Raw genomic sequence first — 25,539 nt, 5'->3', positions numbered from 1 at the left:
TGCGAACACCGATGCGGATTGGCACGAGAGAAAGTCAGCTTGCCGTCTGGCAGGCCACACAGGTAAAGGAACTCCTTGAAAAGGAGGGTCTGTCTGCGGAGCTGGTCTTTATAAAGAGCGAGGGCGACATCGATCTCAAGACGCCTCTTTACGAGATGGGCGTGCAGGGGGTGTTCACCCGCAGCCTCGATACCGCCCTGATCAACGACAGGATCGATATCGCGGTTCACTCCATGAAGGACGTGCCGACGCAACTGCCCGAAGGCATCCGGCAGGCGGCGGTGCTCCCGAGAGGACCGGTTCGCGACCTCCTCGTCTACAAGACGGGGCTCGAATTCCTCCATTCATCCGCACCCGCGCAGATAGCCACCAGCAGCGTTCGCCGCAGGGCGCAGTGGCTGCATAAATATCCCAACCACCAGTTGAATAACCTCCGCGGGAACGTCAATACCAGGCTGAGAAAACTGTCCGAAGAACCCTGGGACGCCGCCATTTTCGCACAGGCGGGACTCGAGCGCATAAACGTCCGGCCCGGGAAAAGCATCGTCCTCGACTGGATGCTGCCGGCCCCCGCGCAGGGCGCCATCCTCGTCGCCTGCCGCACCGAAGACGAGGCAAGCTGGCTGGCCTGTCAGCCGCTGAATGACCCCGACACCGCTCTCTGTACAAAGATCGAGCGGGACTTCCTCAGGACCCTTCTCGGCGGCTGCTCCGCCCCTATCAGCGCACTGGCCGAGATAGAGGACGGGGACGTCTATTTCGCCGGCGAGCTGCTGTCGACCGACGGAAAGCAAAAAGTCGCGATAGAAAAGATACTGCCCATCGATATGGCGGAAGTTATTGGAAAGACGGCGGCCGAAGAGCTGCTCGACAACGGGGGAAGGGCCATCGTAGAAGCGATAAAGGCAGCCAATTCAAATGTCTGATCCCGATATACGCGTATTATCCACCCGGCCTTTGTCTGCCGCGCTGATCGAAAACGCCCGGAGCAAAGGAATAGCCATCGACGTTATACCTTTTATAGTGACGACGACGGTTGCCGATGAACAACTGCTGCGCCCGCTGAAGGAACGCCCGCTGACGGCAGTGTTTACCAGCGCCAATGCGGTCGGGGCCGTAGGAGAAGGAGGAGACTGGAAGGTCTATTGTCTCAGCGGAGCCACGCGCCGGGCGGTAGAGGAAAGTCTTGGATCAGCGGTGATCGCGGGTACGGCGGATTCGGCGTCCCAACTGGCGGAACTGATCGCGGAAAAGGAAGTATATTTTTTTGCGGGGACCTCAGAAGAGAAGAGTTGCCGGCTGCCCTGCGCAGGACGGGCGCCGATGTAAGGGAGGTCGTCGTTTACCGGACGGAGGCAACGCCGCAGAAGATCGTCACGGACTATAAGGGTATTCTTTTTTCAGCCCCAGCGCCGTAGAGAGCTATCTTTCGATGAACGCGGTCCCGGAAGGAACGGTACTCTTTGCGATAGGACGGACGACGGCGGCGGCTCTCAAAGGATACAATGTAGTGGTCAGCGATCGGCCCGAGGCCGGCGCGCTGCTGGATAAAGTAAACGAGCATTTTCAAAATAAGATATGACAACACTCAGGAACGACCTATTATTAAGAACCTTAAGAGGAGAGAAGACAGAACGCCCGCCGGTATGGATGATGCGTCAGGCCGGACGCTATCTGCCGGACTATATGAAGCTAAAGGAAAAATATACATTTTTCGAGCGTTGCCAGACACCTGAGCTGGCCACGGAGATCACCATTCAGCCGGTAGAACAGGTGGGGGTAGACGCCGCCATCATCTTCTCCGATATTCTGGTGGTGCCGCAGGCCATGGGCATGGAAGTGCAGATGGTAGAAGGCAAAGGTCCCTTCCTGCCCGACCCCATCAAAAAGGCCGGCGATCTGAATAAGCTGGTCGTTCCCGACGTCGAAGAGCGGCTGGGTTATGTTTTCGACGCGCTGCGTCTCACGAAGAAAACACTCGACGGCAGGGTCCCGCTGATAGGTTTTGCGGGCTCTCCCTGGACCCTTCTCTGCTATATGGTACAGGGCAAGGGCTCGAAGACCTTTGACGAAGCAAAGGCATTTTGCTATACGCAGCCGGAGACCGCCCACCGTCTTCTGCAACTGATAACGGATACGACTATCGCCTATCTGAAAGGGCAGGTCAGGGCCGGCGCCGACGTAGTGCAGATCTTCGACAGCTGGGGCGGACTGCTTGGTCCCGATGATTTCGAAATTCTTTCTCTTCAGTATATCCGTCAGATCGTGGCGGCCGTGAAGGACGAGGTCCTCACGATCATCTTTGCCAAAGGCGCCTGGCAGTCGCTGGACGCCATGGCCGCTACAGGCGCGCACGGGCTCGGCATCGACTGGTGTATCAAAGCTTCTACCGCGCGGCAGCTGGCGGGTCCGCACATAGCCCTGCAGGGCAACTACGACCCGGCCAAACTTTTGGGGCCGATACCTGTAATTAAGAAAGAAGTGAAGGCGATGCTGGATGCATTTAAAGGTTACCCGCATATCGCGAACCTCGGTCATGGCATACTGCCCGATGTTCCGGTGGATCATGCGAAGGCTTTTGTGGAGACGGTGAAAGAATACAAATTTTAGTTTATGGCGTTCAGGGACCGATGGATAGAATTCATTCATGACCTGCAGCTGCGCGTCTGCGGAGCGCTGGAGCAGGAGGACGGAAAGGCCGTGTTTGTCCTCGACAAGTGGGAAAGGGAAGGCGGTGGCGGCGGCAGGACAATGGTCATTGCGGGCGGCGATGTCATCGAGAAAGGCGGCGTCAATACTTCGGTGGTCTGGGGCCCCGTGACCGAGCCGATGCGCGCGCAGCTGAAGATAGAAGGCGACAGCTGGTTTGCCTGCGGGCTCTCGCTGGTGATCCATCCCGTGAATCCCTATGTTCCGACCACGCACGCCAACTGGCGCTATTTCGAGACCTACGATGCCGCGGGCAACGTGACCGACCGGTGGTTCGGAGGCGGATCCGACCTGACGCCCTACTATCTTTTTGAAGAGGATGCGGAGCATTTTCACCGATGCTTTAAAGATGCCATGGAACCGTTCGGCGGCGAGCTCTATCCGAAATACAAGAAATGGTGTGACGAATATTTTGTCAACAAGCACAGGGGAGACGAGATGCGGGGCATCGGCGGCGTGTTCTACGACCATCTGCGGCCTAAGGACGACGCTGATGCAGAGCGTCTGTTTGCTTTTCAGCAGGCGAACGGGAACGCATTCCTGCCGGCGTATCTGCCGATAGTTGGCCGAAGGAAGGCAGAGAGATATGGTGACCGGGAGATAGAGTGGCAGGAGATCAGAAGGGGACGGTATGTCGAGTTCAACCTGATACATGACCGCGGGACCCTCTTTGGATTAAAGACCAATGGCCGTACCGAGAGTATCCTGATGAGCCTGCCTCCCCGCGCGAGGTGGGGGTATAACTATCAGCCCGGGGCCGGGAGCCCCGAAGCGCTGCTGCTGGATGCCTGTTTGCATCCGAAAGACTGGTTAAAACAATAACTTTTTATATGTTCCTGCAACGTCGTAACAGAATCCTCAGACAGACTCCTTCGATAAGGAGCATGGTGGCGGAGACGATCCTGACCCCGAATGATTTTATTGTTCCCCTCTTCATCGATGAGGGCACCGGTGTGGTGCAGGAGATCCCGTCGATGCCGGGCTATTTCCGCAGGAGCCTCGACGGCACCGTTGCGGAGGTAAAAGAGCTGTGGGGATTGGGGATCCGGAGCGTGCTGCTTTTTGTCAAGAGCAAGGACGAGTTTAAGGACAATACGGGGAAGGAAGCCTGGAATCCGGACGGACTGATGCAGCGGAGTATAAAGGCGATAAAGGACGCGGTTCCCGATATCGTGGTGATGACCGACGTGGCGCTGGACCCCTATTCTTCTTACGGGCATGACGGCATAGTCGAGAACGGCGAGATCGTCAACGACGCAACGGTCGGGGCGCTGATAAGGATGAGCCTCAGCCATGCGGCTGCGGGAGCGGACTGGGTGGCGCCGAGCGATATGATGGACGGACGTATCGGGGCGATCCGGCAGGCCTTCGAAGAGAGTGGCTATACAAAGACGGGGATAATGGCGTACAGTGCGAAATACGCCAGTTGTTTCTACGGGCCTTTCCGCGACGCGCTGGATTCGGCGCCGGGTTTCGGGGACAAGAAGACCTACCAGATGGATCCGGCCAACCGGCTGGAAGCGATAAAAGAGGCGCTGATGGACGTGGAAGAGGGGGCGGATATCGTGATGGTAAAGCCTGCCCTGCCCTATCTGGATATTATCCGGGAGGTAAAGGAATCGGTCCACGTGCCGGTGAGCGCCTATAATATCAGCGGCGAGTACGCCATGATCAAGGCTGCGGCAAAGATGGGCTGGATCAATGAGGACAAGGCCATCATCGAGACGCTGACTTCGATAAAAAGGGCAGGCGCCGACCTGATCGCCACCTATTTTGCAAAAGATGCGGTGAAGTTGTTGAACCGGTAGTCTTATCTTGCAGCTATGTATACCAGGAGCAAAGAACTTTTTGAAAGGGCACAGAAGAGTATCCCAGGCGGCGTCAATTCACCCGTACGCGCCTTCCGCAGCGTGGGCGGCACGCCGGTCTTTATGAAAAGCGCGAAGGGCGCCTATCTCTATGACGTCGACGGCAACCGCTATATCGACTATATCGCGTCCTGGGGTCCGATGATCCTGGGTCATGCGTGGGACCCGGTGGTGAAGGCCATTCAGGAATATGCGGGCTATTCGACGTCCTTCGGCGCGCCTACGGAGCTGGAGATCGGGATGGCCGAGCTGATAAAGAGCATGGTGCCGAACGTGGACCTGGTGCGGATGGTCAGCAGCGGTACCGAGGCCTGCATGAGCGCTATCCGGCTGGCCCGCGGGTATACAGGTCGCAATAAGATAATCAAATTCGAGGGCCACTACCATGGGCATGCCGATCCTTTTCTGGTGAAGGCGGGCAGCGGCGTGGCGACCTTCAACATACAGACCGTGCCGGGCGTCACGCCGGGCGTGGCGCAGGATACGCTGACGGCGGCCTACAACGACCCCGAAGGGGTAAGGCAGCTGGTGGCGACACATCCGGGTCAGATCGCGGCAATCATCGTGGAGCCGGTGGCCGGCAATATGGGCTGTATCCTGCCGTCGGCGGGATTTCTGGAGGGCCTGCGGTCCCTCTGTGACCGGGAAGGCATCGTGTTCATCTTCGACGAGGTCATGACCGGTTTTCGGCTGGCTCCGGGCGGTGCGCAGGAGCGGCTTGGCATCAGGGCCGATCTGGTCACTTATGGTAAGGTCATCGGGGGCGGTATGCCGGTGGGCGCTTTTGGGGGAAGAAAGGAGATCATGGAGCATATCGCGCCGCTGGGCAGCGTCTATCAGGCCGGGACGCTGAGCGGCAATCCGATCGCGATGATCGCGGGCTTTACGATGCTGAACGAGTTGAAGAACAATCCTTCTGTTTATAAAGAGCTCGAAGCAAAAACCATCTATCTTCGGGATGGGCTGGACAAAGTGTTCCGGGCGTGGGGGCAGCCCTACCGGATCAACCAGCTGGGCTCGATGATCAGCGTCCACTTCAGCGATCATCCTGTTGTTGATTTTACCTCCGCGTCGGGGGCCAACAATCAGCGCTTCAAGGGCTTTTTCCATTCCATGCTGAAGAGGGGCGTCTATCTGCCGCCATCTGCGTTCGAAAGCTGGTTTTTGAATAATGCATTGAGTACTACCGATCTGGATGCTACAATCGCCGCGGCGGGGGAAAGTTTGCGGGAGGTTGGAGAATAGCCTGGCTATTGTCCCGGATTCCCATCCTGCAGATCCCGTCTAGTGCAGCAGGAGTTCGCAGGGTTTGAGACCTGTGTGTTTTTTGAATGCCGTCGAGAAATGGGAGATGGACGAATATCCGAGCATAACGGATACTTCGGTTACGCTGAGCCCTTTTTCGTAGAGGAGATAGCGGGCGTGTTCCATACGCTGGCCCTGGTAGAAGTCGAAGATGGTCGTCCCGAACATCTCTTTAAAGCCTTTTTTCAAATAACATTCATTGATAGCGACCTTACGGCTGAGTTCCTTGATGGTCAGGGGTTCGCCGATGTGCTGCAGGAGTATTTCGCGGGCCTGGACGATCTTTTCGCGGTCGGCTTCGTTCGCCAGGAATTTGCACTGGAAGGTTTCCACTTCTTTTTCGCCCACCATGCATTCCAGGCTGTAAAGGAGGAGCATCTGGGTCTGCGCGTTGACAAAGATATTCTCCAGGCTGTCCGTATAACTGTGATTCAGCAGGGCTTCCAGGACGAGGCGGGTTCTTCCGCAGAGTGAGAGGGTCTTGGAGAAGGAGGTGGTATGCCGGAAATCGAGCAGTTCGTCGCTGACGGTGCTTTCGGTTTTGCGCGGCCGGGCGAACTGGGAAAGGTGTACGGACAGGAAGCGGAAGCTGACGACGTCGACGGTGTCGATACGTTCAGAACAGCCGGGGGTGGTATTGACTTTACAGGAGTCGCACTCGATCTCCCAGGGTGCTCCCGCCGCGGCCGATGCTCTCGCGGATTTACGGCAGTAGACGCCGCCCGCCAAGCAAAAACGGAGATCGAGATAGTTCTGGGACGGGTCATCCTTTTTGTAGTGGTAGACCATCATCCCGGTGTCGTCGAGGTTCCAGTGCGGGTTCTTCTGATAGCGACGGATGGCATACTGGACGGAGCCAGGGATCTGACGATCTTTCTCCTGGAGAAGGACCAGTTGGTCCTGCATCACAGGTTGTTTGTAAGCCATCATCAAAATATCAGGAGCCTGGTACATAGAGCTTGCAAAATTACATTGAAAAAAGTAAATAAATACAGTCCGGCAGACCAGATGGTTCAGAGAAGGGCAGTTTTGACAAAAGGATGACGGGGAGTTCCGCGGAATGGCGGGAGTCTGCGGAACGCGGGTGGTTTTCCAGCGGGAATGTGTGGCGGCCATCCGCGGCATGGCTGGAGTGTTCAGCGAAATGACCGGGACCATCCGCGGAGGTGGACATATTATTTCACCAGGTAAAAATGAGCGACCCGGCCATACGGGCGGGAGTGAAAATATGTCTGCGGAGGGCGGACGTTGGGGTGGCGGACATAGCGGTTCACGGGGTTAAAAACCGCCGGCCGGCGGGGCAAAAAATCGCCAAAAAAAGGGGCATCTGCGACCCCCGAAATTGTGTGCAAACTGCGTGAATTTGGGGATATTAAAACCCCGGAAACGCCTTATTTTCCGTACATTTGCGAACCTTATTAATTTATTGTTAACGACACTATTCCAGTCAAAAATATGAGTGAATCAACACAGGAAATTCTGACCCCCGCGGCGAATGGATATGGAGCAGACAGTATTCAGGTTCTCGAGGGGCTGGAGGCCGTTCGTAAGCGTCCGGCCATGTATATCGGAGATATTGGTGTGAAAGGGCTTCACCATTTGGTGTATGAGGTAGTGGATAACTCGATCGACGAAGCCCTTGCAGGATATTGCAAGAACATCATAGTGACCATTTTTGAAGACAATTCGGTCCAGGTGGACGACGATGGCCGCGGCATCCCGACCGGTATCAACTCAAAGGAAAAGAAGAGCGCCCTGGAAATGGTAATGACCATTCTCCATGCGGGTGGCAAGTTCGACAAGAACACCTACAAGGTGTCCGGTGGTTTGCACGGCGTGGGTGTAAGTTGCGTCAACGCGCTGAGCTCACATCTGCACGTTACGGTACAAAGGGAAGGCAAGATCTTCGAGCAGGAATACAATATCGGTATTCCCCAGTATGGGGTGCGGGAGATCGGGACGAGCGAGCTGACGGGGACAACGGTCCGCTTCTGGCCGGATGCCAGCATTTTTATCACGACGACTTACAACAAGGATATTCTCGAAGGCCGTCTTCGCGAGCTGGCCTATCTCAACAGGGGTGTCCGTATCGTTCTGAAGGACCTCCGGGAGAAGGAAGAGGACGGCAGCACCTATACCAAGACCTTTTACAGTGAGGGTGGTATCGTAGAGTTCGTAGAGATGCTGGACAAGAATGCCGGCCGGCAGGCGCTGATCCCCAACGTCATCTATGTAGAAGGACGGGATGAAGTCACCAATGTGGCGGTGGAAGTAGCCTTTACCTATAACGACAGCTACAACGAACATATCTATTCCTACGTCAACAATATCAACACGATCGAGGGTGGTACCCACGTGGCGGGTTTTCGCCGGGCGCTGACCAGGGTCTTCAAGTCCTACGGCGACAAGCAGGGACTTTTCGAGAAAGCAAAAGTAGAGATAGAGGGCGACGACTTCAGGGAAGGGCTGAGTACGATCGTTTCGGTGAAGGTGCCCGAGCCGCAGTTCGAAGGCCAGACCAAGACCAAACTTGGTAATAACGAGGTCAGTGGCGTGGTCGACTCGACGGTCAGCAAGGTGCTGGACAATTTCCTCGAGGAAAATCCGCGTGAAGCAAAGAATATCATCAATAAGGTAATTCTCGCGGCCCAGGCGAGGGCGGCGGCGAAGAAGGCACGTGAGCTGGTTCAGCGTAAGAGCGTGCTTAGCGGCGGAGGTCTGCCTGGCAAGCTGGCGGACTGTTCCGACCGCGACCCGAATCGCTGCGAGCTGTTCCTGGTCGAAGGAGACTCGGCGGGTGGCACGGCCAAACAGGGCCGGGACCGTAGTTTTCAGGCTATTCTGCCCCTGCGCGGTAAGATCCTCAACGTGGAAAAAGCCATGGAGCACAAGATTTACGAGAACGAGGAAATTCGCAATATGTATACGGCGCTCGGCGTGACGGTGGGAACGCCGGAAGACCCGAAGGCGCTGAACCTTGTAAAGCTGCGCTATCACAAGCTGATCATCATGACCGATGCCGACGTCGACGGTAGCCATATCGCGACGCTGATCCTGACCTTCATTTACAGATATATGAAAGAGATGGTAGAGCAGGGTTATGTTTATCTGGCGCAGCCGCCGCTGTATCTTGTCAAGAAAGGTAAGGAGCAGTCTTATGCATGGAATGAAGATCAGAGAAAGATGTGGATCGAAAAGCTTGGCGCCGGTAAAGAAGACAGCGTTACCGTACAACGTTATAAAGGTCTTGGGGAAATGAACTCCGACCAGTTGTGGGATACGACGATGAATCCGGACACCCGCACTTTGAAGCAGGTGACCATCGAGAGCGCAGCGGAAGCCGATCGCATCTTCAGTATGCTGATGGGTGACGAGGTTGCACCGAGGCGTGATTTTATCGAGTCTCACGCGAAATACGCGAAGCTCGACGTATAATAATTCCGTGTCATCGGGAGCCCGAATTTCACCACGTCGGGGGCCCGCCGGAATAAATAATTCCGGGCAAGTGCGCCAAAATCGCTAATATTACAATTATTCTTACTAACCAGACCTGCAATAGCAGGCGTTAAATCGATGTATTATGTCAGATGTAACACTTACAGCCTACAACGTAAAGACGAAAGAGAAGAACGTACCCATCCAGGATGCAGTCATCACTAAAACTGCCAAGGGTGCATATATGGCCCAGGGGCACGACGGGAAAGGCAACAAGCTGACGACCCTTCTTGGAGAAGAAAAGGCGCTGGCTGCCATCAAGGCCGGCATCGCCAAGCAAGGTTGGTAGACCGTAGAACGAAATACGAAAGATATCTCTAAGCCATGTGGCGAGGATCGTAAGACCCTCGCCAGCTACTTTGGCCGTTGTGGTTGCGCGGTTCACGCGCGGGTTGCGGGCCCGGAAGTTTCGTGGTTCACACGCGGTTCAAGTGTGGTGATGTGGTTCACACGCGGTTCACGTGTGGTGATGTGGTTCAGACGCGGTTCACGAGGTGGTTCACGCGCGGGTTGCATGGTTCACACGGTGGTGTCAGATGATGTAAAGTATGCTAAAGGTGAACTGTGAGAAGTTGCTGAATGCGGTGCTGACGCTGAAACCATTGGAATTGGAATGCTGGTCAGGGCTGTTCTGCGCTTTTTGTACATAGGACGAGTGACTGTAGTTGATCACTGCCAGACCGGGCAGCGCGGCCTCCGCCTGCCAGTGACGGCCGGCGCGATAGGCCGGGCCCGCGAACAACGTCAGACTGGGTCCCCAGCTGGTCTGCGAGCTGGAATATTGCGGAACCAGGTTGCTGCTCGTCTTCGACCAGTTGATTCCGAGGCTGCCCTGTCCGAAAAGGGAGAAACCCTTGCCCATCGGTTTGTACTTTTTGAGAAACAGACTTCCCAAATAGTTGTTGGAAATATTGACAGGGCTATTGGACGACTTGTAGTCGGTTTTGCCATGGCCATATCCGAGGGTGACGCCGAACACCAGGTCGTTTTTTATCGCCCAACCGACGGTGGGCGCGATGCTATAGCCGGATGAATATGGGTTTTGATTGGAAACAGAACTATCGCCACCCGTCGAATTAAAGCGATTGATCTGGAAGCCGCCGCCGATAAAGGTTGTGCCTTTTGTGATCTGGGCCTGAGAGAGGAATGCGAGGGATAGAGCAAGAGCCGAGAGGAGAAGTTTTTTCATAAAAAAATTTAAGGTTGAACGATGGGTAAAGATTAAAAGAAGAGACGGGATGAGCAATACCGTTAGCCGACTTTAATAAATGTTTAAGCCGGTTTTAACTTTGTTTTCATTAACTTCTATTTAACTGGACGAGAACCGCGCGTGAACCGCGCAAGGTGAACCTGGGAAGGAGAGTGAACCACGCGTGAAGTGTGAACTACGCGCGTGAAGTGTGAACCGCGCAAGGGGGCCACGGGATGTGAACCGCGCGCGAAGTGTGAGACCGTGAACCGCGACACCGTGAACCGCGAGACCGGGTAGGGACGCGTGAACCGCGGCGCAGGCGGGGCTCGCCGCCGATTGCGGCGGAGAGAGGTCCGACGTTTCAATGTTTAGTCTATCCGGTCAGCACCGAAATAGGAATGCAGCGCCTTCGGTAGCGCAATATATCCCTCCGCCTGGTGATTCTCCAACAGACAGGCCACGATCCGCGGCAGCGCCAGCGAGCTTCCGTTGAGGGAGTGGACCAGCTGCGTCTTACCGCCAGCATCCTTGTAGCGGATCTTCATCCGGTTCGTCTGGAAGGATTCGAAGTTACTGACCGAGCTCACCTCGAGCCATTTCTCCTGTGCAGCACTGTAGACCTCGAAGTCGTAAGTCATCGCTGACGTAAAGCCCATATCTCCGCCGCACAAACGAAGAATGCGGTACTGCAGGTCCAGAGACTGGAGGAGGCGCTCCACGTGTGCCACCATCTCGTCGAGTACTTCGTAGCTCTTTGCCGGATCGACGAGCTGGACGATCTCGACCTTGTCGAACTGATGGAGACGGTTGAGCCCCCGCACGTCCTTCCCATAGCTGCCGGCCTCGCGGCGGAAGCAGGGTGTGTAGGCGGTCATGCGGATCGGCAGCCTGTCCTCCTTTACGATCTCGTCGCGGTAGATATTCGTCACCGGAACTTCGGCTGTGGGAATGAGATAGAGATCGTCTTCGGTGACGTAGTACATCTGGCCTTCCTTGTCCGGCAGCTGCCCCGTCCCGCGCGCGGACACCTCGTTGACCATGATGGGAGGCTGGAACTCGGTGTAGCCGGCGGCCGTGTTGTAGTCCAGAAAATACTGTATGAGGGCGCGCTGCAGCCTTGCTCCCTTGTTGATATAAACGGGGAATCCGCTACCGGTGATCTTGTTGCCCAGCTCGAAGTCGATGAGGTTGTATTTTTTTGCAAGGTCCCAGTGCGCCTGCGCACCCGCCGGCAGCCCGGGTTTGCTGCCCCCCTCGCGGATGGTGACGTTGTCCTCGGCGGATTTACCGCGGGGCACCGGTGCTGCGGGGAGGTTGGGGAGCCGCAATATAGTTGTGTTCAGCTCGCTTTCGACGCCGGCCAGCTGGTCGGCGATCGGGGCCAGAGCCGACTTGAGTGCGGCGACTTCCTGTTTCTTTTCCTCGGCTTCCGCCTTCTGGCCTTTTGCCATCAGCTGGCCGATCTCTTTGGAAAGTGTATTTATCCGGGACTGCGTGGTGTCGGTCTCCAGCTGGAGTTTCTTCCGCTGGTCGTCGAGACCGACGATGGTATCGACCAGGTCGAGATCCTTAAAATTCCTGACGCCGAGCCTTTCCTTCACGAAGTCCACGTTTTGACGAATAAATGCCACTTGTAACATAAAAGAGATTTTGTGAATTATCCGGAATTGCACGGGGTCGCCCGAGGGATAGTCCGAGGATCGTCCGGAAAATTCTGAATTTCGACAAAGGTATAGTGTGGCAAAAAATACAGGAAATATAATTTTTTGCCACCCATCTCCAATTTCTGCCGGGTACACCGGCAATTGGGCTGTGCCCAATTTTTGATCCGAAAACCGTACAAAAGCTTATTTTGTGCAAAACCTTCTATATGATTGACCCTACTATGATCACCACCAGCACCGTACTCGACGGGCATCGCATCGTCCGGTCGCTGGGCGTGGTGCGCGGCATCACCGTGCGTTCGCGCAGCGTACTCGGCAACCTCGCGGGCGGACTGCAGACGCTCTTCGGCGGGCAGATATCCATCTACGTGGAACTCTGCGAAAAGACGCGCGAAGAGGCTTTTCAGTATATGATGCAGCACGCTTCCGAGAGAGGGGCCAATGCCATCATCAACATGCGCTATGACGCCAACGAGGTGATGAACGGCGTGACCGAGGTGCTGGCCTATGGCACGGCGGTCGTAGTGGAGAAGGTTTAGTACCTTTGCGGCATGCAACAACATGCGCAAGACGATCTCCAGGCCCGCTGGTGGGACCTGGAAGCGAGACTGGTAGAACGATTTGGCAAGAAGCCGGACATGGAAGCCATCCTGTTCCTCATCGGGGTACAGGAACTCGGCGATATCCGGAAGAAGTTTTCCAAGGAAGAAAAGCAGGACCTGATGCATATCGCGGTATGTTCCCTATTCCGCCAGAGCGGCTATTACGAGCTGGAGCGGGTGGACGAGGGCGGCTGGCCGCATTTCCGCCAGTTGAAGGCGTTGCCCGTGATGGGACTGGCGGAACAGGAGAACTTTCTGAAGGACCATGTCCTGCTGTACTTTGAAAACATGGACCGGGAAATATGATAATAGCCGGAGGGCAACCGACGGCATCGATCTGGGAGACCACGATACCACCTATAAGATACCCGCGGAGATCAGGAAGGGGCTGTTCCACCAGCTTCCGGGCGTCCTTTCGACCGTCCGATCCAACCAGTTAGAATCCTGAAAATGAAGCTCATCCGGCGGACTGACCGATCTGTCAAATAATTCGCCGCCCGCACGGATTTTTTGGAACCTTTTTGTAATCTTTGCAGCACCATTTTCCGTTAGTCTTTACAATAAAAATTATAGACATGAATTTCCCTGACAATTTACGCTACACGAAAGACCATGAGTGGATCCGCCTGGAAGGAAATGAAGCAGTGATCGGAATTACCGAATTTGCCCAGCAGGAATTGGGGGATATCGTATATGTGGAGGTGGAGACTGTAGGCAAGACGCTTGGTGCGGAGACCGTTTTTGGCACCGTGGAGGCCGTCAAGACCGTCAGCGACCTCTATCTTCCCGTCGCCGGCACTATTCTGGAAGTCAATCCCGATCTGACCCAGCATCCCGACCTGGTCAATTCCGATCCGTATGGCAAGGGCTGGATGATACGTATGACGGTGAAGGACCCCGCCGACGTGGCTCAGCTGATGGATGCCGCGGCGTATGGTAATATTGTGCATTAAGGATTTTTTCTATTACTTTAGAGTCTCCTGTAGGTCCTTTAAGGACCTCGTCCGAAGGACAGAAATTAGCATTTTGCCGGAGATGCGCTAATTTTTGTAATAGTGAATTTCCGGCACAAGTTATATCCCTTGGGAATACCTACTACCTATACTGAGCAGGAATTGGTGCTAGCCCTGAAAGAGAGGAATAACCAGGCGTTTGGTTTTCTGTACGACAATTACGCAGGGGCTCTCTATAGCATTATAAAACAGATCATTACAGACAATAATGAGCTTGCCAGCGACGTACTGCAGGAGGTATTTATCAATATCTGGCGTAAGATAGAGACCTACGACCAGACCAAGGGGAGGCTGTTCACGTGGATGCTGAATATAGCGAGAAACGCCTCCATCGATATGCTCCGGTCGAAGGGTTACCAGAATTCCCAGAAAAACCAGGAGCTTCCGGATAACGTATATAAAGGAGGAGTCAGCCAGATCACGCAACAGAACGTTGATAATATAGGGCTTAAAAAGGTGCTCGAGAAGCTGAAGCCCGAACATCGGGTTCTGGTCGAGCTGGCTTATTTCAAGGGTTTTACCCACGAAGAGATCGCCGACATGATGTCTATCCCGCTCGGTACGGTAAAAACCCGCATCAGGAATGCGTTATTACAATTAAGAGAATATCTAAAGTGAACCTAAAAGATTACATAGAAAGCGGCATCATCGAGAGCTATGTGATGGGACTTGCGAGTGAGTCCGAGAGGGCCGAGTTCGAACGATTATGTGCTCAATATCCTGAGTTAGTAGCAGCACGCAGGAAATTTGAGGAAGGCATCGAGGCATCCGCCAAAGAGCAGGCGTTGCCCACCCCGCCGGAGGTTAAGGTAAAGATTTTTGAAGCGATCGGGAAGACCGCGCCGTCTTCCCGCAGTGGTCCTTCATCAATTCCACCTAAAATACACAACATGGAAAATGCAAAAAGCCCCGCGAGGGGTATGGGTATGTTGCGTTTCGTAGCTGCTGCTGCCGTCATCCTTCTGATCGCCATGGTCTGGCTGTATATGCAGGCCAAACAACAGAATCAGGATCTGGTGAAGGAGAATGATGGATTAAAGACGCAACGCGACACGGCGCAAAACATTCTCAACAGGATCGTGGATGAACAGAAGCACGCTATCGGCGACCCTAATACGACCGTCGTCAATATGGTCGGCACGAAGGTTGCCCCGAAGTCTTCGGCTAACGTTTACTGGGACTCGGCCTCTTCCAGCGTATACCTGGTGGTGAAGAACATGCCGAAGCTGCCCAACGACCAGCAGTACCAGCTGTGGGCACTGATAGACGGGAAACCTAATGACCTGGGCGTTTTTGACGCTACCAACGAAAAGCTGATACTGAAGATGAAGGATACCAAGAGGGCGCAGGCCTTCGCGATAACGATCGAAAAGCACGGTGGAAGTCCCTCTCCGACCCTCGAGAAGATGCAGTCCATGGGCAAAGCCACGCAGACGCAGTAGGCGCTCAAAGTGAAGTGGAAAAAAATCTACAGAGATAGTAAAAAAAGTCCCATTTTTAGGGACTTTTTTCATTTACCTCCGGCGGCCCGATCCGCGGCGGTCCATGGCCAGACGCGCTCAGACACCGCGCCTATGGCCGGGCTTTTAATCATAGTGTATGATCCCGTTCTTAAGGAAATATTTTGGCAAGCTGATCGCACCTCTTTTGTGGACTATTCTGATCGCCGTCGCCTGCTGTCTTCCCGGCAAAATGCTGCCGAGCGAGTCAGGGTTTAAGATACCCGAGTTCGACAAGCTCGTGCATGCGGGGATGTTCGGCGGATTTATTTTTTGTGGGCCCTGTACATGAGCAATAAGATCACGGACAGCAGGATCCTTTTAAGACTGTTCTTCCTCTTCTTTATTCTCTCGAATGCCTATGGTATCGGGATGGAATTCCTCCAGAAATGTTGTATCCCGCTGAGGGATTATGACGAGGCGGATATCATTGCCGATATGGTCGGTGCGGGTATCGGCTATGGACTGAGCAATCTGCTGTTGCTGCCGCAGCTGGCGAAGAAAGTTTAGACAAAGCCGTTAGACGGTTTCGGATATTGGGCACCGAAGCCGGAACCTATATAAAAAAATAAACCCCTGTAGAAACAGGGGTCGTAACCAAAACTAACTGCTTATGAGAAAATTGACTGCTTTATGTGAGTCAAATAGAAAAGACTGCTTTTGATCTTAATAACGCAAAACAGGTGCCAATATTATATTGAGAACTGTTAAGAAAAACTGCTAAAAGAACTGCTATCTCACCTCTCTGACTCACTCAATCACCACACAAAGTTACGACGTAATCCGTCTTTCCATTAAAAGGCCGGAGAGTAATAACATTTATTTAGCATTGCCACTTATAAGATATACAATATTCTCCTGTATAGCAAGTTTTAGCGCTATTTTTTAAAGAACTGTTGCCGGCTGCGTGCCCGGCAGTATATAATAGACAAAAGGTAAAAAGGATAGTTTAAGCCTTAGTCGTTAAAATAATGCAAAAGGGAAGCATCCGAGGAGTTGTATTATTCCCCTTTTAATTTGATTTTAATGCCCTCTCCAGGGAATACCATGAAGGATGGGGTATCCGGCCTCGTGAGCCGGCAGAGCGCCTAAAAAAGCCCTTTCAGCTTGTCCATGACGCCGCCACCCTGTCCTAAACTGCCTAATAGTCCCTGTATGCCCTGTCCGCCTGTCAGGTTGCCGAGAAGATGTTCCAGATTGAAGGAATTGTCGGCGGTGTCGTTGGTCTTGTGGACCAGTTGCTGCAACACGGTGGGTATCAGGCTGGAAGCTATACCACTGGCCGCGCTGGGGTTTATATTGAATTTGGAGACCAGATTCTGGACGAATCCGCCGGCGATATTCTGTACGGCCGGGTGGGACGACAGGTCTTCCGACGGATGGCTGAAGAGGCTGAGCACCTCCTGGGACTGGCCGCCGGAGATCATATTCCGGAGCCCCTCCATGATGGAGGATCCGGCCTCTTCGGTAACGGCTTCATTGTGTTCGTTGGGGACAGCGGGATTGTTGACGATGGCTTCGCCGGCGTTCTCGCGTACGAGGTTGATGATGTTCTCGAGCATAGCGATTCGTTTTCCCGAAGGTACGCTTTCCCGGGCCTGTACAGTAAGAGATGCGGCGTGATCCGCGTTAATTTTGTTTTGCCATTTTCTCCGAGTTCTCGGCGAACTGCAGGGCGTCGATAAATTCCTGTATGCTACCGTTGAGGACCTCGTCCAGATTGTAAACAGTGAGGCCGATCCGGTGGTCCGTTACGCGGCCCTGGGGGAAGTTATAGGTCCTGATCTTGGCGCTGCGGTCGCCTGTGCTGACGAGGCTTTTCCGGTGGCGCGAGATCTCTTCTTCCTGCTTGCGCACCTGCTCTTCGTAGAGCTTGGTACGGAGCATCTGCATGGCCTTTTCGCGGTTGCCCAGCTGGGTTCGTTCGGTCTGGCAGACCACGACGACGCCGGTGGGAATATGGGTGAGAAAAACCTTGGTTTCGACCTTGTTGACGTTCTGGCCGCCGGCGCCTCCACTTCGGGCCGTCTCCATTTTGACGTCGCTTTCCTTTACTTCGATGTCCACTTCTTCGGCCTCGGGCATAACGGCTACGGTGGCCGCGCTGGTATGGACGCGTCCGCTGGTCTCCGTGTCGGGTACGCGCTGAACGCGGTGAACGCCGCTCTCGAACTTGAGGGTGCCATAAACGTCGTCGCCGACCACTTCCACCTGGACTTCCTTGTATCCGCCGACGGTGCCTTCACTTTCACTGAGGATGGCCGTTTTCCACCCCTTCTTCTCGCAGTACTTGAGATACATGCGCAGGAGGTCTCCTGCGAAGAGGCTGGCTTCGTCGCCGCCCGTGCCGGCCCGTATTTCCAGAATGGCGTTCTTCTCGTCCTGGGGGTCCTTGGGGATGAGGAGCTGGCGGATAGTGGCCTCCATCCGGGTCCTCTTTTCGTCCAGTTCGGGGGCTTCCGCCTTGGCGAGGTCTCTCAGCTCGGCGTCGTCGCCGTTGAGCGCCTCTTTATTGAAATCGATGGTATCGAGCAGGTCCTTGTATTCCTTGTAGGCGTTGACGATCTTTTCGATGCTGCGGTATTCTTTGCTCATAGCGCTGAACCTCCGGTTGTCGCTGACGACTTCCGGGTTACTCAGTGCGACCCCAAGGTCTTCGAACCGGGCATTTATGGCTTCTAGTTTATCTAGCATATATTTGGTTCCGGCTCGTTGCCGGCGGACCGCAAAGATAAACTGTTTGTAAATGCTTTACCGAAAATTCAAAGCCGATTATTTGTTCAACGGGAAGGAAATGGAGGCGGGGGACAGGGTATTGATAACCACGGATGAAGGGGTGGTGCAGGATATCGTTCCGGCTGCGGAGGCGGGTGGGGATACCGAGGTTTTTCAGGGTGTGCTGAGTCCGGGTTTTGTCAACTGCCACTGCCATCTGGAGTTGTCGCATATGAAGGGGGTATTGCCGGAGGGGACGGGGCTGGTTGATTTTTTGATGGCTGTGATCCGTCGGCGGGGTGCGACCCGGCCGGATGGCGTAACCGCGGTCACCGGTGGCGAGACCCGCGGATTGACCCGGGAGGAAGCCATGGCTGCGGCGGAGCAGGAGATGCTGGACAATGGCATCGTGGCCGTGGGAGATATCTGCAATACGGCCGATACGCTGGCGCTGAAGACGGAGGGCCGTCTTTTCTACCACAATTTTATCGAGACGATGGGTTTTATAGGAGCGACGGCGGAGCAGCGGTTCGGGCAGGGGCTGGAGGTCTTCCATGCGTTTGCCGAAGGCTATGCCCTGCCGATAGAAGCCAATTCGATCGTTCCGCATGCGCCTTATTCTGTCTCGCCGGCCCTGTTCGGGCTCGTCGCGGGGTTCCCGGGTAACCATCTCCTTACGATCCACAACCAGGAGAGCGAGGAGGAGAACGAATTCTACCTCTCGGGGACGGGAGATTTTCTCAGGCTTTACCAGCAGCTGGGGCTGGATGTGTCCTTTTTCGCGGGTACGGGTCGTAGAAGTCTGGAGAGTTATGTGGGCAATTTTTTCAGAAACCAGCACCTGATACTGGTGCATAATGTCGCGACGAGGGAAGAGGACGTACTGGCCGCGCGGAAGGTGGGCGGTCTGCGGGGGCGGGTGCCCCTACCCTGTTCTATTGTCTTTGTCCCAATGCCAACGAGTATATCGGCGGGCAGCTTCCCGATGTGGAGATGCTCGTAAAGAATGAGTGTACGATCGTCCTGGGTACCGACAGCCTCGCGTCGAACCACCAGCTATCGGTACTGGAAGAGATAAAGACGCTGCGGCGGGCATTTCCCCGCATAGGCATGCCCGAGATGCTCCGGTGGGCGACTTATAACGGCGCAAAGGCCTTACAGCTGGATAGTGTGCTGGGGAGTTTTGAGAAGGGTAAGCAGCCGGGGGTGGTCCTGATCGGGAATGAAGGGGAGACTGTGAGGAGATTATTGTAGGACCGTCCGGAGATGGCTACTGGAGGACCGTCTGGAGGACCGACAAAGTTTTCATCTCGCCGAAGTCCGGTACGTGCAATGCGTAGAAGATCTGGTAGGCCTGCAGCAGGTGGCGGCGGGCGTCCTGATTGAGGGCGATCTCCTGGAGTTCGTAGGGCTGCTGGGCGCGCAGCAGCTGTGCGGTTATATAGCTGAAGTTGCCTTCGAGGAATTGCGGGTGTTCGGGGTGCTCGGCGACGAACTGTCCTTCCTGGAGGTCGAGCCAGGGCGTCCGCTCCGAGTAGATATCCTGTATGCGGAACCCGAAGAAGCCGGCGAGGTGGAGCATGAAGAACAGCGGGAAATTGGCCTGTATGCGGCCTTCGCTGGCGTCGAGATGGAGGAAGGCGTCTTCGATGAAGTAAAAAAGTTCGGGATTGGGCTCCGGCTGTTTGAGGCATTTCTGCAGGAGTTCCACCATAAAAAGGGCCACGGCGTTCTTGAGGACGTCGAAGAAGATGTTCTGGTAGAGGACGGCCCATTTCATTTCCTTTATACGCTGGAGGTTCTTCAGCTCGTTGTGGTAGACGACGAGGTCCGAGGATCGCGGAGGGCTGGAAGAGGTTGGCTTTGCCGGGTCCCTTGCGGCTGGAGGTACGGACGCCGCTGACCATATAGGACTGGATGCCGAACAGTTCGGTATAGAGGGTGGCGATGAGACTTGTCTCGCCATATTTGACTGTCCGGATTACTATCCCTTTGGTTTTATGTATCATTTCCTTCGAAATTACGCCACGCGGCGAAGTCCTCAATTTGCCGTTTATTTGCAAAGTAAAATTTTCACCATGTGGGAATCCATCGCCCGTCTTGTACTCAAATATAGGTTGTTCTGGCTCATCGCTCTTTTATCCGTCACCGGCTATATGGGCTGGCGGGCATCGAGGGTACAGCTCAGCTATGATTTTACCAAGACGATCCCTACGGATAATCCCAAATACCAGGCCTATCAGGAGTTTCGCCAGCGTTTTGGAGAGGATGGAAATGTACTGGTTATCAGGGTCCAGACCGACAAGTTCTTCCAGCTGGACATCTTCAACGACTATATCGCGCTGACCGGCCAGTTGAGGAAGGTGCCGGGAGTAGACGATGTTCTGGGTATCAATTCCGCCATCAATCTCGTCAAGGATACCGTCACGCAAAAGCCGCGGGTGGTTCAGATCTTTCCGGCCCATCCGACGGAGCAGGCGCAGATAGACAGCGGAAAGGCGGTGCTGCTGGATCTGCCTTTCTACCGGGGGCTGCTCTACAATGCCGAAACGGGCACCTGGCTGACGGCGGTGCACGTCAACAAGGACGTGATGAACTCCAAAGGCAGGATCGCGACGGTCAATGCGATCTCGCGTGCGGTCGACAGCTTTGGACTTCGGCACGGGTTCGGGATGCATACCAGCGGGCTGCCGCTGATCAGGACGAAGATGGCGACAAAAGTCAGCAACGAGACGACCTGGTTTCTGCTGGGTTCGGTGGTGATCCTTTCCTTTATTCTTTTCCTTTTCTTCCGGAGCCTGAGCACGGTGCTGTTGTCGCTGGCGGTGGTGGTCGTGGGCGTCATCTTCAGTCTCGGGACCATGGATCTGTTCGGTTATAAGATCACACTGCTGAATGCGCTGACGCCGACGCTCGTAGTGGTCATCGGGATCCCCAACTGTATCTATTTCATGAACAAATACCATACGGCGTTCAGGGATACCGGCGACAAGCACGAGGCGCTGGTCGTTATGATCGGCCGGATGGGCGTGGTGACGCTGTTCTGCAACCTGACGGCGGCTATCGGGTTTGGCGTCTTCGCGCTGACGCGGAGCGCGATCCTCAACGAGTTCGGCGTGGTTGCGGGTATCAATATCATGCTGCTGTTCTTTATCTCCTTTATTCTTATTCCGGTGGTGCTGAGCTATCTGCCCGAGCCGAAGGGAAAGCATATGCGTTATCTCGAGAACCGCTGGCTGGCTGTCATCCTGAAGAAACTGGAGGTCTGGACCCTGCACCATCAACGGGTCATCTATGCGGTCACGGCGGTGGTCGTCGTGGTGGCGGTCGCGGGTATGTTCAGGCTGCAGTCGGAAGGCTTTATCCTGGACGATCTCCCTCAGAAGGACCCACTGTTCATGGATATGAAATTCTTCGAGAAGAACTTCAAGGGAGTGATGCCGCTGGAGATCGTCATCGACACGAAGAGGAAAAAGGACTGAGGGCGAATATGCTGAAGACGCTGGACAGCGTGGATCAGCTGTCAAAATATATTGCGGCGCGTCCGGATATGGCGAGGCCGCTGTCGCTGGTGGAGGGATTGAAGTTCATCCGGCAGTCGTATTATGGGGGAGATACCAGCAACTATGACGTGCCTAACAGCAATACGGACCTCGTATTCCTGTCCTCTTATCTCAATTTTGGCGGAGGAGACTCCGCAAAGAAGCGCGGGGCAGGCGATAATAGTCTTACCAAACTACTCCGGAGTTTTGTGGACAGCAATCAGCAGCGGCTGCGGGTGAGTATCAATATGAAGGATGTCGGGAGCAAGAAGTTGCCGGTGGTGCTGGACGATCTGAAGAAGGAGACCGACGAGTTGTTCGACTCGAGTAAATATAAGGTAGAGTTTACGGGGACGAGCGTCACCTATCTCGAAGGCAGCGCGTTTGTGATCCGGGGGTTGAAGGATAGCATCCAGTGGGCTTTTCTCCTGATCGCGGCCTGTATGCTGTTCCTGTTCAGGAGCGTGAGGATACTGGTATGTTCGCTGGTGCCGAACGTGATACCGCTGATCGTTACGGCGGGGATAATGGGATGGGCCGGGGTGAGGCTGAAGCCGTCGACGGTGATCGTCTTTAGCATTGCACTGGGGATCGCGATCGATATCACGATTCGGTTCCTTGTGAACTACAAGCAGGAGAAGAGTGGGGATGCGGAGCAGTCGGTGGTCGAAACGATCAATAAGACGGGGATCAGCATACTTTATACGTCGCTTGTATTGGTGGCGGGGTTTATCATATTTTGTTTTAGTGATTTTGGGGGGATTCTTGCCCTGGGGTGGCTGACGTCGGTGACGCTGGTGATCGCGACGATCACGAATCTGGTGTTTTTACCCGCGTTGCTGGTGACGCTGACGAAGGGAAAGAAGAAGGATGTGAACCGCGGGACGGAGGTGTGAACCGGGGCTACGCCTAAATCTCTACCAATCCATTCTTAATGGCAAACATGACCAAACCCACACGGGTGCGGACCTTTAGCTTTTCGAAGAGCGTGTTCCGGTAGTTGTCGACGGTCCTTGGGCTGATGAACATCTTGTCGGCGATATCCTTATAGGAAAGCTCCGAACAGACGAGGCGGAGGAATTCTTTTTCCTTGTCGTTGAGGACGATGGGGTCTTCGGGGTTGCCCAGGTCCTTGTGGAGGCCGCTGATGATCTTGCCGGAGATGTATTCAGAGAGATAGAAGTCCTTTTTCATGACCGAGTCAAGGGCCAGCTTGAGCTCTTCGGGTTCGATATTCTTGAGGATATAGCCCTTGGCTCCGAGGCGGAGCATGCGGATGATGGTATTCTCGTCGCTGGACATGGAGAGGGCGAGAACCTTTATCTGGGGGTAGTTCTTGTGCAGCCAGCGGACGGTCTCATAGCCGTCCATATCGGGCATGTTGACGTCGAGGATGATGATATCGGGGATGACGTGCTGCGTGATCTTGGTCTTGATATCCTTGCCGTTGTCGCCCTCGAAAAGTATAGAATAGTTGTCAAAAGAGCCGATGAGCTTAGCCAGCGCCTTTCGCAAGAGATTGTGATCGTCTACGATCCCGACCTGTATTTTCTTAGTTGCAGCTCCCATAATCAATTTATAATATATCCATTTCCAGGGGCAGTTCAACCGTGATGGTTGTTCCTTTGCCCGGTTGACTTTGTACCGAAATCTGAGCACCGATCAGGGAGGCACGGTTTGTCATACTCTTCAGGCCTATACCGCTGGAAGAGGATGTCTGAGATCGTTTCTTACCCACGTCAAACCCGACCCCGTTGTCCTCTACTTTCAGAACAAATTTATTATCAATTGAGTAATTAACCGCAATATTTACATGAGTAGCGCGGGAATGTTTTAAAATATTATTCATCATCTCCTGGAACATGCGATAAAGAAATATAGAACGCTGATCCTCAAACATATACTCGTCGCCAGTGACCGTCAGCCCTACTTTCAGGAGACCGGTCCTTTCCATACTGTCAAGGTCGAAGCGCATGGCTTCCACGAGCCCGATCTGGGTGATCCGGTCCGTATGAAGGCTTTTGGTGAGGTTGCCCATGTCGTAGATGACCTTGTTCAGCATCTGGCGGCTGGTTTGGACGCTTTCGTAGGCCAGGTGTTCCTTTTCGAGGGGGAGGATGGAAAGGGACAGTTTGATGACCGAAAGAACCTGACCTATATTATCATGGAGTTCCTGGGCGATGGTCTTGAAGGTCGTCTCCTGAATTTCCAGCTGAGACCGCAATAATTCCTGCTGGTACTGGTCTTTTACGCGTGCGAGCTGCTGTTCCTGCCGGTGCTGTCGTCGCTGATACAGGAAAAGCATGGTAACTATGAAGCCTACCAACAGGAGGGCAAGCGCGATAGCTATCAGGATTATGACATAGATTTCCTGGTTTTGAGCCGACATAAAAAGGCAATAGTGAACGATAAATATAGAAAGATATTCAATAAGATAAAGATGTTGAACAAATTCACCAGGATTACCTTCGGCAGGCTCTCCATCAATTTCGTCAGGCCATACAGCGGGAACGTGCAGGAATAGAAGAAAAGCAGGCCCGAACAGACCCAGAAGGCGGGCTGGTGGATCAGGTCAACCGAGCTCTTTTGCTGGAACAGCTCCCAGAAATAATAGATACAGGCACAGACGATGAGCAGACAGCCGAGACAATAGCTCATGGTGTGAAAGGTAGCCACCTGGATAAAGAAAATATTGATCAGAGAAAAAAGGGGTACGCGACCAGAACGAATAAAAAGACCTTTTTGGCCCCGGGTCTGTGAATGATGTCCCTGATCAGGAAGAGGTCGAAGCAGATGACCAGCATCGTCTCGAGGTTGTTCAGGAAAAGGGTGTTGCGACCCTTCCACGCCATGTAATTGAGTATGGATTCGAGAAGAAAATTGACGAGGAGAAACCCTGAAAAATATTTCAGATAGCGTTCCGACGGCCGTCTCAGAAAGATGGTCAGGCTTATCAGAAATGCGACGCCAGCAGCAATCGGAATGAGCGAAAAAAGCAGGAAATTCGACGTCATTCCGGAAAGATATTAATAATGATAAAAAAATATTAAAAAATTATTTCCCGGCGGTCATTCCAAAATAGTTGTAGCCGCCTTTAAGGGGCGGCTACAAGAAACTGCTTATATTATATATGGAGTATCCGACTATATAATTTCCATGCTGTTGTCTTTACGGGAAATGAGTGCAGCCCTGCCTTTTCCACCGCCGGTGCCGCAGAAGGGAGGACAAAGAGGCGCCGGCATATAGATATCGCCGTCATAGCCATTGATGATCTGCTTTGCGTTTTCGAGGGAGCCGTCTTTGCTGCGATTGCCAACCAGAACAACAGTCTGCATGCCTACCTGCTCAGGGATCTTGTATCCTTCGCCTATAACGCCGAAATGGATACGAACTCCGTTGCCGCCATGGGATTTAACACGATCCAGGAAACCTTCCAGCTCGTCTACAGTGAGCCATACGCTCAGCGAATCAGCCCTGCCGAGACGGTCAGAGTTTTCAGCCCATCTGTTCTGCTTATATGATGTAGTGATAGTGTCCATTTCGCTTCTGGAGATGTAATTCCCGACATTTACGGATTTTTTTTCAATTGTGTTCATGGCTGAATGTTTTAGAATGATGAAGAATAATTTGCTGGTGTAAAAGTATTCTTCGGAATCAATCCATGCCAGGCACAAGCGAATACAAATCAAATAATTACAAATTAATATTATTTATAAAATAAAGGGGATCAGGTAATCATGAGGAAAACATGACAAAAAAACGCTTTTTCGTCACCTAAAAAACAGTAAAATATCTAAGGGATTGTACGTGAATTCTGCAGTAGTTTTTTGCGTGTTTTACGCAAAAAAATAACGTCTTATTTTTTGCGACGCATTTGGGGCAGTTTAAAATATTTATAGGACATTTATTAAAGAGGTCGTCGCTTATGTCCCGTT

Annotated in this window: 32 protein-coding genes and 2 pseudogenes; 22 read left to right on the top strand and 12 right to left on the bottom strand. The window is 53.7% G+C overall.

The features are described 5' to 3' along the window. Positions 1-11: 11 nt before the first annotated feature. The 8 genes and pseudogenes from hemC (at position 12) to hemL (ending at position 5,822) form a co-directional block, all read left to right on the top strand. Positions 12-926, top strand: coding sequence for a hydroxymethylbilane synthase (gene hemC, locus ACQ86N_RS47680; RefSeq protein ID WP_431213211.1), 915 nt, complete (start codon positions 12-14; stop codon positions 924-926). Then, positions 919-1,329 carry a uroporphyrinogen-III synthase gene (locus tag ACQ86N_RS47675; RefSeq protein WP_431213210.1) on the top strand — a complete coding sequence of 137 codons (411 nt, stop codon included), beginning with the start codon at positions 919-921 and terminating at the stop codon, positions 1,327-1,329. The genes hemC and ACQ86N_RS47675 overlap by 8 nt, the downstream gene beginning before the upstream one ends. Next, positions 1,293-1,418 (top strand): hypothetical protein, encoded by a 126-nt coding sequence (locus ACQ86N_RS47670; RefSeq protein ID WP_431213209.1) that lies wholly within the window; start codon positions 1,293-1,295, stop codon positions 1,416-1,418. Before ACQ86N_RS47675 ends, ACQ86N_RS47670 begins: the two co-directional genes overlap by 37 nt. Beyond that, positions 1,409-1,582: pseudogene (locus ACQ86N_RS47665) on the top strand (hypothetical protein); the annotation flags it as partial. The gene ACQ86N_RS47670 and the pseudogene ACQ86N_RS47665, both read left to right, overlap by 10 nt. After that, entirely contained in the window at positions 1,579-2,610 is a 1,032-nt protein-coding gene (gene hemE / locus ACQ86N_RS47660) for a uroporphyrinogen decarboxylase (protein WP_431213208.1), read from the top strand. The pseudogene ACQ86N_RS47665 and the gene hemE, both read left to right, overlap by 4 nt. A gap of 3 nt (positions 2,611-2,613) precedes the next feature. Beyond that, a complete protein-coding gene (hemF, locus tag ACQ86N_RS47655; RefSeq protein ID WP_431213207.1) occupies positions 2,614-3,531 on the top strand; it encodes an oxygen-dependent coproporphyrinogen oxidase in 918 nt (305 codons plus the stop codon). A gap of 8 nt (positions 3,532-3,539) precedes the next feature. Continuing rightward, positions 3,540-4,517 carry a porphobilinogen synthase gene (hemB, locus tag ACQ86N_RS47650; RefSeq protein WP_431213206.1) on the top strand — a complete coding sequence of 326 codons (978 nt, stop codon included), beginning with the start codon at positions 3,540-3,542 and terminating at the stop codon, positions 4,515-4,517. A gap of 15 nt (positions 4,518-4,532) precedes the next feature. Continuing rightward, positions 4,533-5,822: a glutamate-1-semialdehyde 2,1-aminomutase gene (hemL, locus tag ACQ86N_RS47645; protein WP_431213205.1), complete on the top strand. Its 1,290-nt coding sequence runs from the start codon at positions 4,533-4,535 to the stop codon at positions 5,820-5,822. A gap of 39 nt (positions 5,823-5,861) precedes the next feature. Here the strand turns inward: hemL and ACQ86N_RS47640 are convergent, their stop codons facing one another. Continuing rightward, the gene (locus tag ACQ86N_RS47640) at positions 5,862-6,788 is read right to left on the bottom strand and encodes a helix-turn-helix domain-containing protein (RefSeq protein ID WP_431213204.1); all 927 of its coding nucleotides are present in this window, start codon (positions 6,786-6,788) and stop codon (positions 5,862-5,864) included. A 549-nt stretch (positions 6,789-7,337) separates the two neighbouring features. Between ACQ86N_RS47640 and gyrB the strand changes: the two genes are divergently transcribed. Beyond that, entirely contained in the window at positions 7,338-9,317 is a 1,980-nt protein-coding gene (gyrB, locus tag ACQ86N_RS47635; RefSeq protein ID WP_431213203.1) for a DNA topoisomerase (ATP-hydrolyzing) subunit B, read from the top strand. A 145-nt stretch (positions 9,318-9,462) separates the two neighbouring features. Next, on the top strand, positions 9,463-9,666 hold the full coding sequence (locus tag ACQ86N_RS47630) for a hypothetical protein (RefSeq protein WP_431213202.1): 204 nt from the start codon (positions 9,463-9,465) through the stop codon (positions 9,664-9,666). 243 nt (positions 9,667-9,909) lie between these two features. Here ACQ86N_RS47630 and ACQ86N_RS47625 read toward each other — a convergent pair whose 3' ends face one another. Continuing rightward, the gene (locus ACQ86N_RS47625) at positions 9,910-10,566 is read right to left on the bottom strand and encodes a hypothetical protein (protein ID WP_431213201.1); all 657 of its coding nucleotides are present in this window, start codon (positions 10,564-10,566) and stop codon (positions 9,910-9,912) included. 371 nt (positions 10,567-10,937) lie between these two features. Then, positions 10,938-12,209 carry a serine--tRNA ligase gene (serS, locus tag ACQ86N_RS47620; protein ID WP_431213200.1) on the bottom strand — a complete coding sequence of 424 codons (1,272 nt, stop codon included), beginning with the start codon at positions 12,207-12,209 and terminating at the stop codon, positions 10,938-10,940. 230 nt (positions 12,210-12,439) lie between these two features. Between serS and ACQ86N_RS47615 the strand changes: the two genes are divergently transcribed. The 8 genes from ACQ86N_RS47615 (at position 12,440) to ACQ86N_RS47580 (ending at position 15,857) form a co-directional block, all read left to right on the top strand. Continuing rightward, entirely contained in the window at positions 12,440-12,772 is a 333-nt protein-coding gene (locus ACQ86N_RS47615; RefSeq protein ID WP_431213199.1) for a YbjQ family protein, read from the top strand. A gap of 12 nt (positions 12,773-12,784) precedes the next feature. Then, positions 12,785-13,141 (top strand): hypothetical protein, encoded by a 357-nt coding sequence (locus ACQ86N_RS47610; protein WP_431213198.1) that lies wholly within the window; start codon positions 12,785-12,787, stop codon positions 13,139-13,141. After that, a complete protein-coding gene (locus tag ACQ86N_RS47605; protein ID WP_431213197.1) occupies positions 13,116-13,283 on the top strand; it encodes a hypothetical protein in 168 nt (55 codons plus the stop codon). Before ACQ86N_RS47610 ends, ACQ86N_RS47605 begins: the two co-directional genes overlap by 26 nt. A gap of 127 nt (positions 13,284-13,410) precedes the next feature. Then, on the top strand, positions 13,411-13,788 hold the full coding sequence (gene gcvH, locus ACQ86N_RS47600) for a glycine cleavage system protein GcvH (protein ID WP_431213196.1): 378 nt from the start codon (positions 13,411-13,413) through the stop codon (positions 13,786-13,788). A 165-nt stretch (positions 13,789-13,953) separates the two neighbouring features. Then, complete coding sequence (locus ACQ86N_RS47595) at positions 13,954-14,466, top strand: RNA polymerase sigma factor (protein ID WP_431217896.1); 513 nt, start codon at positions 13,954-13,956, stop codon at positions 14,464-14,466. After that, complete coding sequence (locus ACQ86N_RS47590; protein WP_431213195.1) at positions 14,463-15,290, top strand: anti-sigma factor; 828 nt, start codon at positions 14,463-14,465, stop codon at positions 15,288-15,290. Before ACQ86N_RS47595 ends, ACQ86N_RS47590 begins: the two co-directional genes overlap by 4 nt. 157 nt (positions 15,291-15,447) lie before the next feature. Then, a complete protein-coding gene (locus ACQ86N_RS47585; protein ID WP_431213194.1) occupies positions 15,448-15,639 on the top strand; it encodes a hypothetical protein in 192 nt (63 codons plus the stop codon). Continuing rightward, entirely contained in the window at positions 15,636-15,857 is a 222-nt protein-coding gene (locus ACQ86N_RS47580; RefSeq protein WP_431213193.1) for a hypothetical protein, read from the top strand. The genes ACQ86N_RS47585 and ACQ86N_RS47580 overlap by 4 nt, the downstream gene beginning before the upstream one ends. Positions 15,858-16,435: 578 nt before the next feature. On the opposite strand, the gene ACQ86N_RS47575 is transcribed toward ACQ86N_RS47580, so the two are convergent. Both ACQ86N_RS47575 and prfA read right to left on the bottom strand, forming a co-directional pair. Further along, positions 16,436-16,909, bottom strand: coding sequence for a hypothetical protein (locus ACQ86N_RS47575; RefSeq protein ID WP_431213192.1), 474 nt, complete (start codon positions 16,907-16,909; stop codon positions 16,436-16,438). Between the two features lie 67 nt (positions 16,910-16,976). Beyond that, positions 16,977-18,041, bottom strand: coding sequence for a peptide chain release factor 1 (gene prfA, locus ACQ86N_RS47570; protein ID WP_431213191.1), 1,065 nt, complete (start codon positions 18,039-18,041; stop codon positions 16,977-16,979). A gap of 52 nt (positions 18,042-18,093) precedes the next feature. Here prfA and ACQ86N_RS47565 point away from each other — a divergent pair, with 52 nt between their 5' ends. Further along, the gene (locus ACQ86N_RS47565; RefSeq protein WP_431213190.1) at positions 18,094-19,065 is read left to right on the top strand and encodes an amidohydrolase family protein; all 972 of its coding nucleotides are present in this window, start codon (positions 18,094-18,096) and stop codon (positions 19,063-19,065) included. Then, a complete protein-coding gene (locus ACQ86N_RS47560) occupies positions 19,056-19,316 on the top strand; it encodes an amidohydrolase family protein (RefSeq protein WP_431217895.1) in 261 nt (86 codons plus the stop codon). The genes ACQ86N_RS47565 and ACQ86N_RS47560 overlap by 10 nt, the downstream gene beginning before the upstream one ends. A 16-nt stretch (positions 19,317-19,332) precedes the next feature. Here the strand turns inward: ACQ86N_RS47560 and recO are convergent, their stop codons facing one another. Both recO and ACQ86N_RS47550 read right to left on the bottom strand, forming a co-directional pair. Beyond that, positions 19,333-19,776: a DNA repair protein RecO gene (gene recO, locus ACQ86N_RS47555; protein ID WP_431217894.1), complete on the bottom strand. Its 444-nt coding sequence runs from the start codon at positions 19,774-19,776 to the stop codon at positions 19,333-19,335. A 190-nt stretch (positions 19,777-19,966) separates the two neighbouring features. After that, a pseudogene (locus tag ACQ86N_RS47550) lies at positions 19,967-20,071 on the bottom strand (recombination protein O N-terminal domain-containing protein); the annotation flags it as partial. Positions 20,072-20,140: 69 nt separating this feature from the next. Between ACQ86N_RS47550 and ACQ86N_RS47545 the strand changes: the two are divergent. Continuing rightward, entirely contained in the window at positions 20,141-21,544 is a 1,404-nt protein-coding gene (locus ACQ86N_RS47545) for an efflux RND transporter permease subunit (RefSeq protein ID WP_431213189.1), read from the top strand. Between the two features lie 8 nt (positions 21,545-21,552). After that, positions 21,553-22,500: an efflux RND transporter permease subunit gene (locus tag ACQ86N_RS47540; protein WP_431213188.1), complete on the top strand. Its 948-nt coding sequence runs from the start codon at positions 21,553-21,555 to the stop codon at positions 22,498-22,500. 13 nt (positions 22,501-22,513) lie between these two features. Here ACQ86N_RS47540 and ACQ86N_RS47535 read toward each other — a convergent pair whose 3' ends face one another. The 5 genes from ACQ86N_RS47535 to ACQ86N_RS47515 form a co-directional block, all read right to left on the bottom strand. Further along, on the bottom strand, positions 22,514-23,173 hold the full coding sequence (locus ACQ86N_RS47535; protein ID WP_431213187.1) for a response regulator: 660 nt from the start codon (positions 23,171-23,173) through the stop codon (positions 22,514-22,516). A 7-nt stretch (positions 23,174-23,180) separates the two neighbouring features. Further along, a complete protein-coding gene (locus tag ACQ86N_RS47530) occupies positions 23,181-23,993 on the bottom strand; it encodes a sensor histidine kinase (RefSeq protein ID WP_431213186.1) in 813 nt (270 codons plus the stop codon). Further along, positions 23,960-24,280 carry a hypothetical protein gene (locus ACQ86N_RS47525; RefSeq protein ID WP_431213185.1) on the bottom strand — a complete coding sequence of 107 codons (321 nt, stop codon included), beginning with the start codon at positions 24,278-24,280 and terminating at the stop codon, positions 23,960-23,962. The genes ACQ86N_RS47530 and ACQ86N_RS47525 overlap by 34 nt, the downstream gene beginning before the upstream one ends. Positions 24,281-24,300: 20 nt before the next feature. Next, entirely contained in the window at positions 24,301-24,618 is a 318-nt protein-coding gene (locus ACQ86N_RS47520; RefSeq protein ID WP_431213184.1) for a hypothetical protein, read from the bottom strand. A gap of 129 nt (positions 24,619-24,747) precedes the next feature. Next, positions 24,748-25,200 (bottom strand): hypothetical protein, encoded by a 453-nt coding sequence (locus tag ACQ86N_RS47515; RefSeq protein WP_431213183.1) that lies wholly within the window; start codon positions 25,198-25,200, stop codon positions 24,748-24,750. Positions 25,201-25,539 lie beyond the last annotated feature (339 nt).

The organism is Puia sp. P3, from assembly GCF_050632245.1.
Taxonomy (GTDB): Bacteria; Bacteroidota; Bacteroidia; order Chitinophagales; family Chitinophagaceae; genus Puia.
This window is presented reverse-complemented; position numbering and strand designations above follow the sequence as displayed.

Bases quoted from the DNA above. Each gene is read 5' to 3' on its own strand.
- hemC (WP_431213211.1), top strand. From the start codon at position 12: ATGCGGATTGGCACGAGAGAAAGTCAGCTTGCCGTCTGGCAGGCCACA.
- ACQ86N_RS47675 (WP_431213210.1), top strand. From the start codon at position 919: ATGTCTGATCCCGATATACGCGTATTATCCACCCGGCCTTTGTCTGCC.
- hemE (WP_431213208.1), top strand. From the start codon at position 1,579: ATGACAACACTCAGGAACGACCTATTATTAAGAACCTTAAGAGGAGAG.
- hemF (WP_431213207.1), top strand. From the start codon at position 2,614: ATGGCGTTCAGGGACCGATGGATAGAATTCATTCATGACCTGCAGCTG.
- hemB (WP_431213206.1), top strand. From the start codon at position 3,540: ATGTTCCTGCAACGTCGTAACAGAATCCTCAGACAGACTCCTTCGATA.
- hemL (WP_431213205.1), top strand. From the start codon at position 4,533: ATGTATACCAGGAGCAAAGAACTTTTTGAAAGGGCACAGAAGAGTATC.
- ACQ86N_RS47640 (WP_431213204.1), bottom strand. From the start codon at position 6,788: ATGCAGGACCAACTGGTCCTTCTCCAGGAGAAAGATCGTCAGATCCCT.
- gyrB (WP_431213203.1), top strand. From the start codon at position 7,338: ATGAGTGAATCAACACAGGAAATTCTGACCCCCGCGGCGAATGGATAT.
- ACQ86N_RS47630 (WP_431213202.1), top strand. From the start codon at position 9,463: ATGTCAGATGTAACACTTACAGCCTACAACGTAAAGACGAAAGAGAAG.
- ACQ86N_RS47625 (WP_431213201.1), bottom strand. From the start codon at position 10,566: ATGAAAAAACTTCTCCTCTCGGCTCTTGCTCTATCCCTCGCATTCCTC.
- serS (WP_431213200.1), bottom strand. From the start codon at position 12,209: ATGTTACAAGTGGCATTTATTCGTCAAAACGTGGACTTCGTGAAGGAA.
- ACQ86N_RS47615 (WP_431213199.1), top strand. From the start codon at position 12,440: ATGATTGACCCTACTATGATCACCACCAGCACCGTACTCGACGGGCAT.
- ACQ86N_RS47610 (WP_431213198.1), top strand. From the start codon at position 12,785: ATGCAACAACATGCGCAAGACGATCTCCAGGCCCGCTGGTGGGACCTG.
- gcvH (WP_431213196.1), top strand. From the start codon at position 13,411: ATGAATTTCCCTGACAATTTACGCTACACGAAAGACCATGAGTGGATC.
- ACQ86N_RS47585 (WP_431213194.1), top strand. From the start codon at position 15,448: ATGATCCCGTTCTTAAGGAAATATTTTGGCAAGCTGATCGCACCTCTT.
- ACQ86N_RS47580 (WP_431213193.1), top strand. From the start codon at position 15,636: ATGAGCAATAAGATCACGGACAGCAGGATCCTTTTAAGACTGTTCTTC.
- ACQ86N_RS47575 (WP_431213192.1), bottom strand. From the start codon at position 16,909: ATGCTCGAGAACATCATCAACCTCGTACGCGAGAACGCCGGCGAAGCC.
- prfA (WP_431213191.1), bottom strand. From the start codon at position 18,041: ATGCTAGATAAACTAGAAGCCATAAATGCCCGGTTCGAAGACCTTGGG.
- ACQ86N_RS47565 (WP_431213190.1), top strand. From the start codon at position 18,094: ATGCTTTACCGAAAATTCAAAGCCGATTATTTGTTCAACGGGAAGGAA.
- ACQ86N_RS47560 (WP_431217895.1), top strand. From the start codon at position 19,056: ATGCTCGTAAAGAATGAGTGTACGATCGTCCTGGGTACCGACAGCCTC.
- recO (WP_431217894.1), bottom strand. From the start codon at position 19,776: ATGGTGGAACTCCTGCAGAAATGCCTCAAACAGCCGGAGCCCAATCCC.
- ACQ86N_RS47545 (WP_431213189.1), top strand. From the start codon at position 20,141: ATGTGGGAATCCATCGCCCGTCTTGTACTCAAATATAGGTTGTTCTGG.
- ACQ86N_RS47540 (WP_431213188.1), top strand. From the start codon at position 21,553: ATGCTGAAGACGCTGGACAGCGTGGATCAGCTGTCAAAATATATTGCG.
- ACQ86N_RS47535 (WP_431213187.1), bottom strand. From the start codon at position 23,173: ATGGGAGCTGCAACTAAGAAAATACAGGTCGGGATCGTAGACGATCAC.
- ACQ86N_RS47530 (WP_431213186.1), bottom strand. From the start codon at position 23,993: ATGTCGGCTCAAAACCAGGAAATCTATGTCATAATCCTGATAGCTATC.
- ACQ86N_RS47520 (WP_431213184.1), bottom strand. From the start codon at position 24,618: ATGACGTCGAATTTCCTGCTTTTTTCGCTCATTCCGATTGCTGCTGGC.
- ACQ86N_RS47515 (WP_431213183.1), bottom strand. From the start codon at position 25,200: ATGAACACAATTGAAAAAAAATCCGTAAATGTCGGGAATTACATCTCC.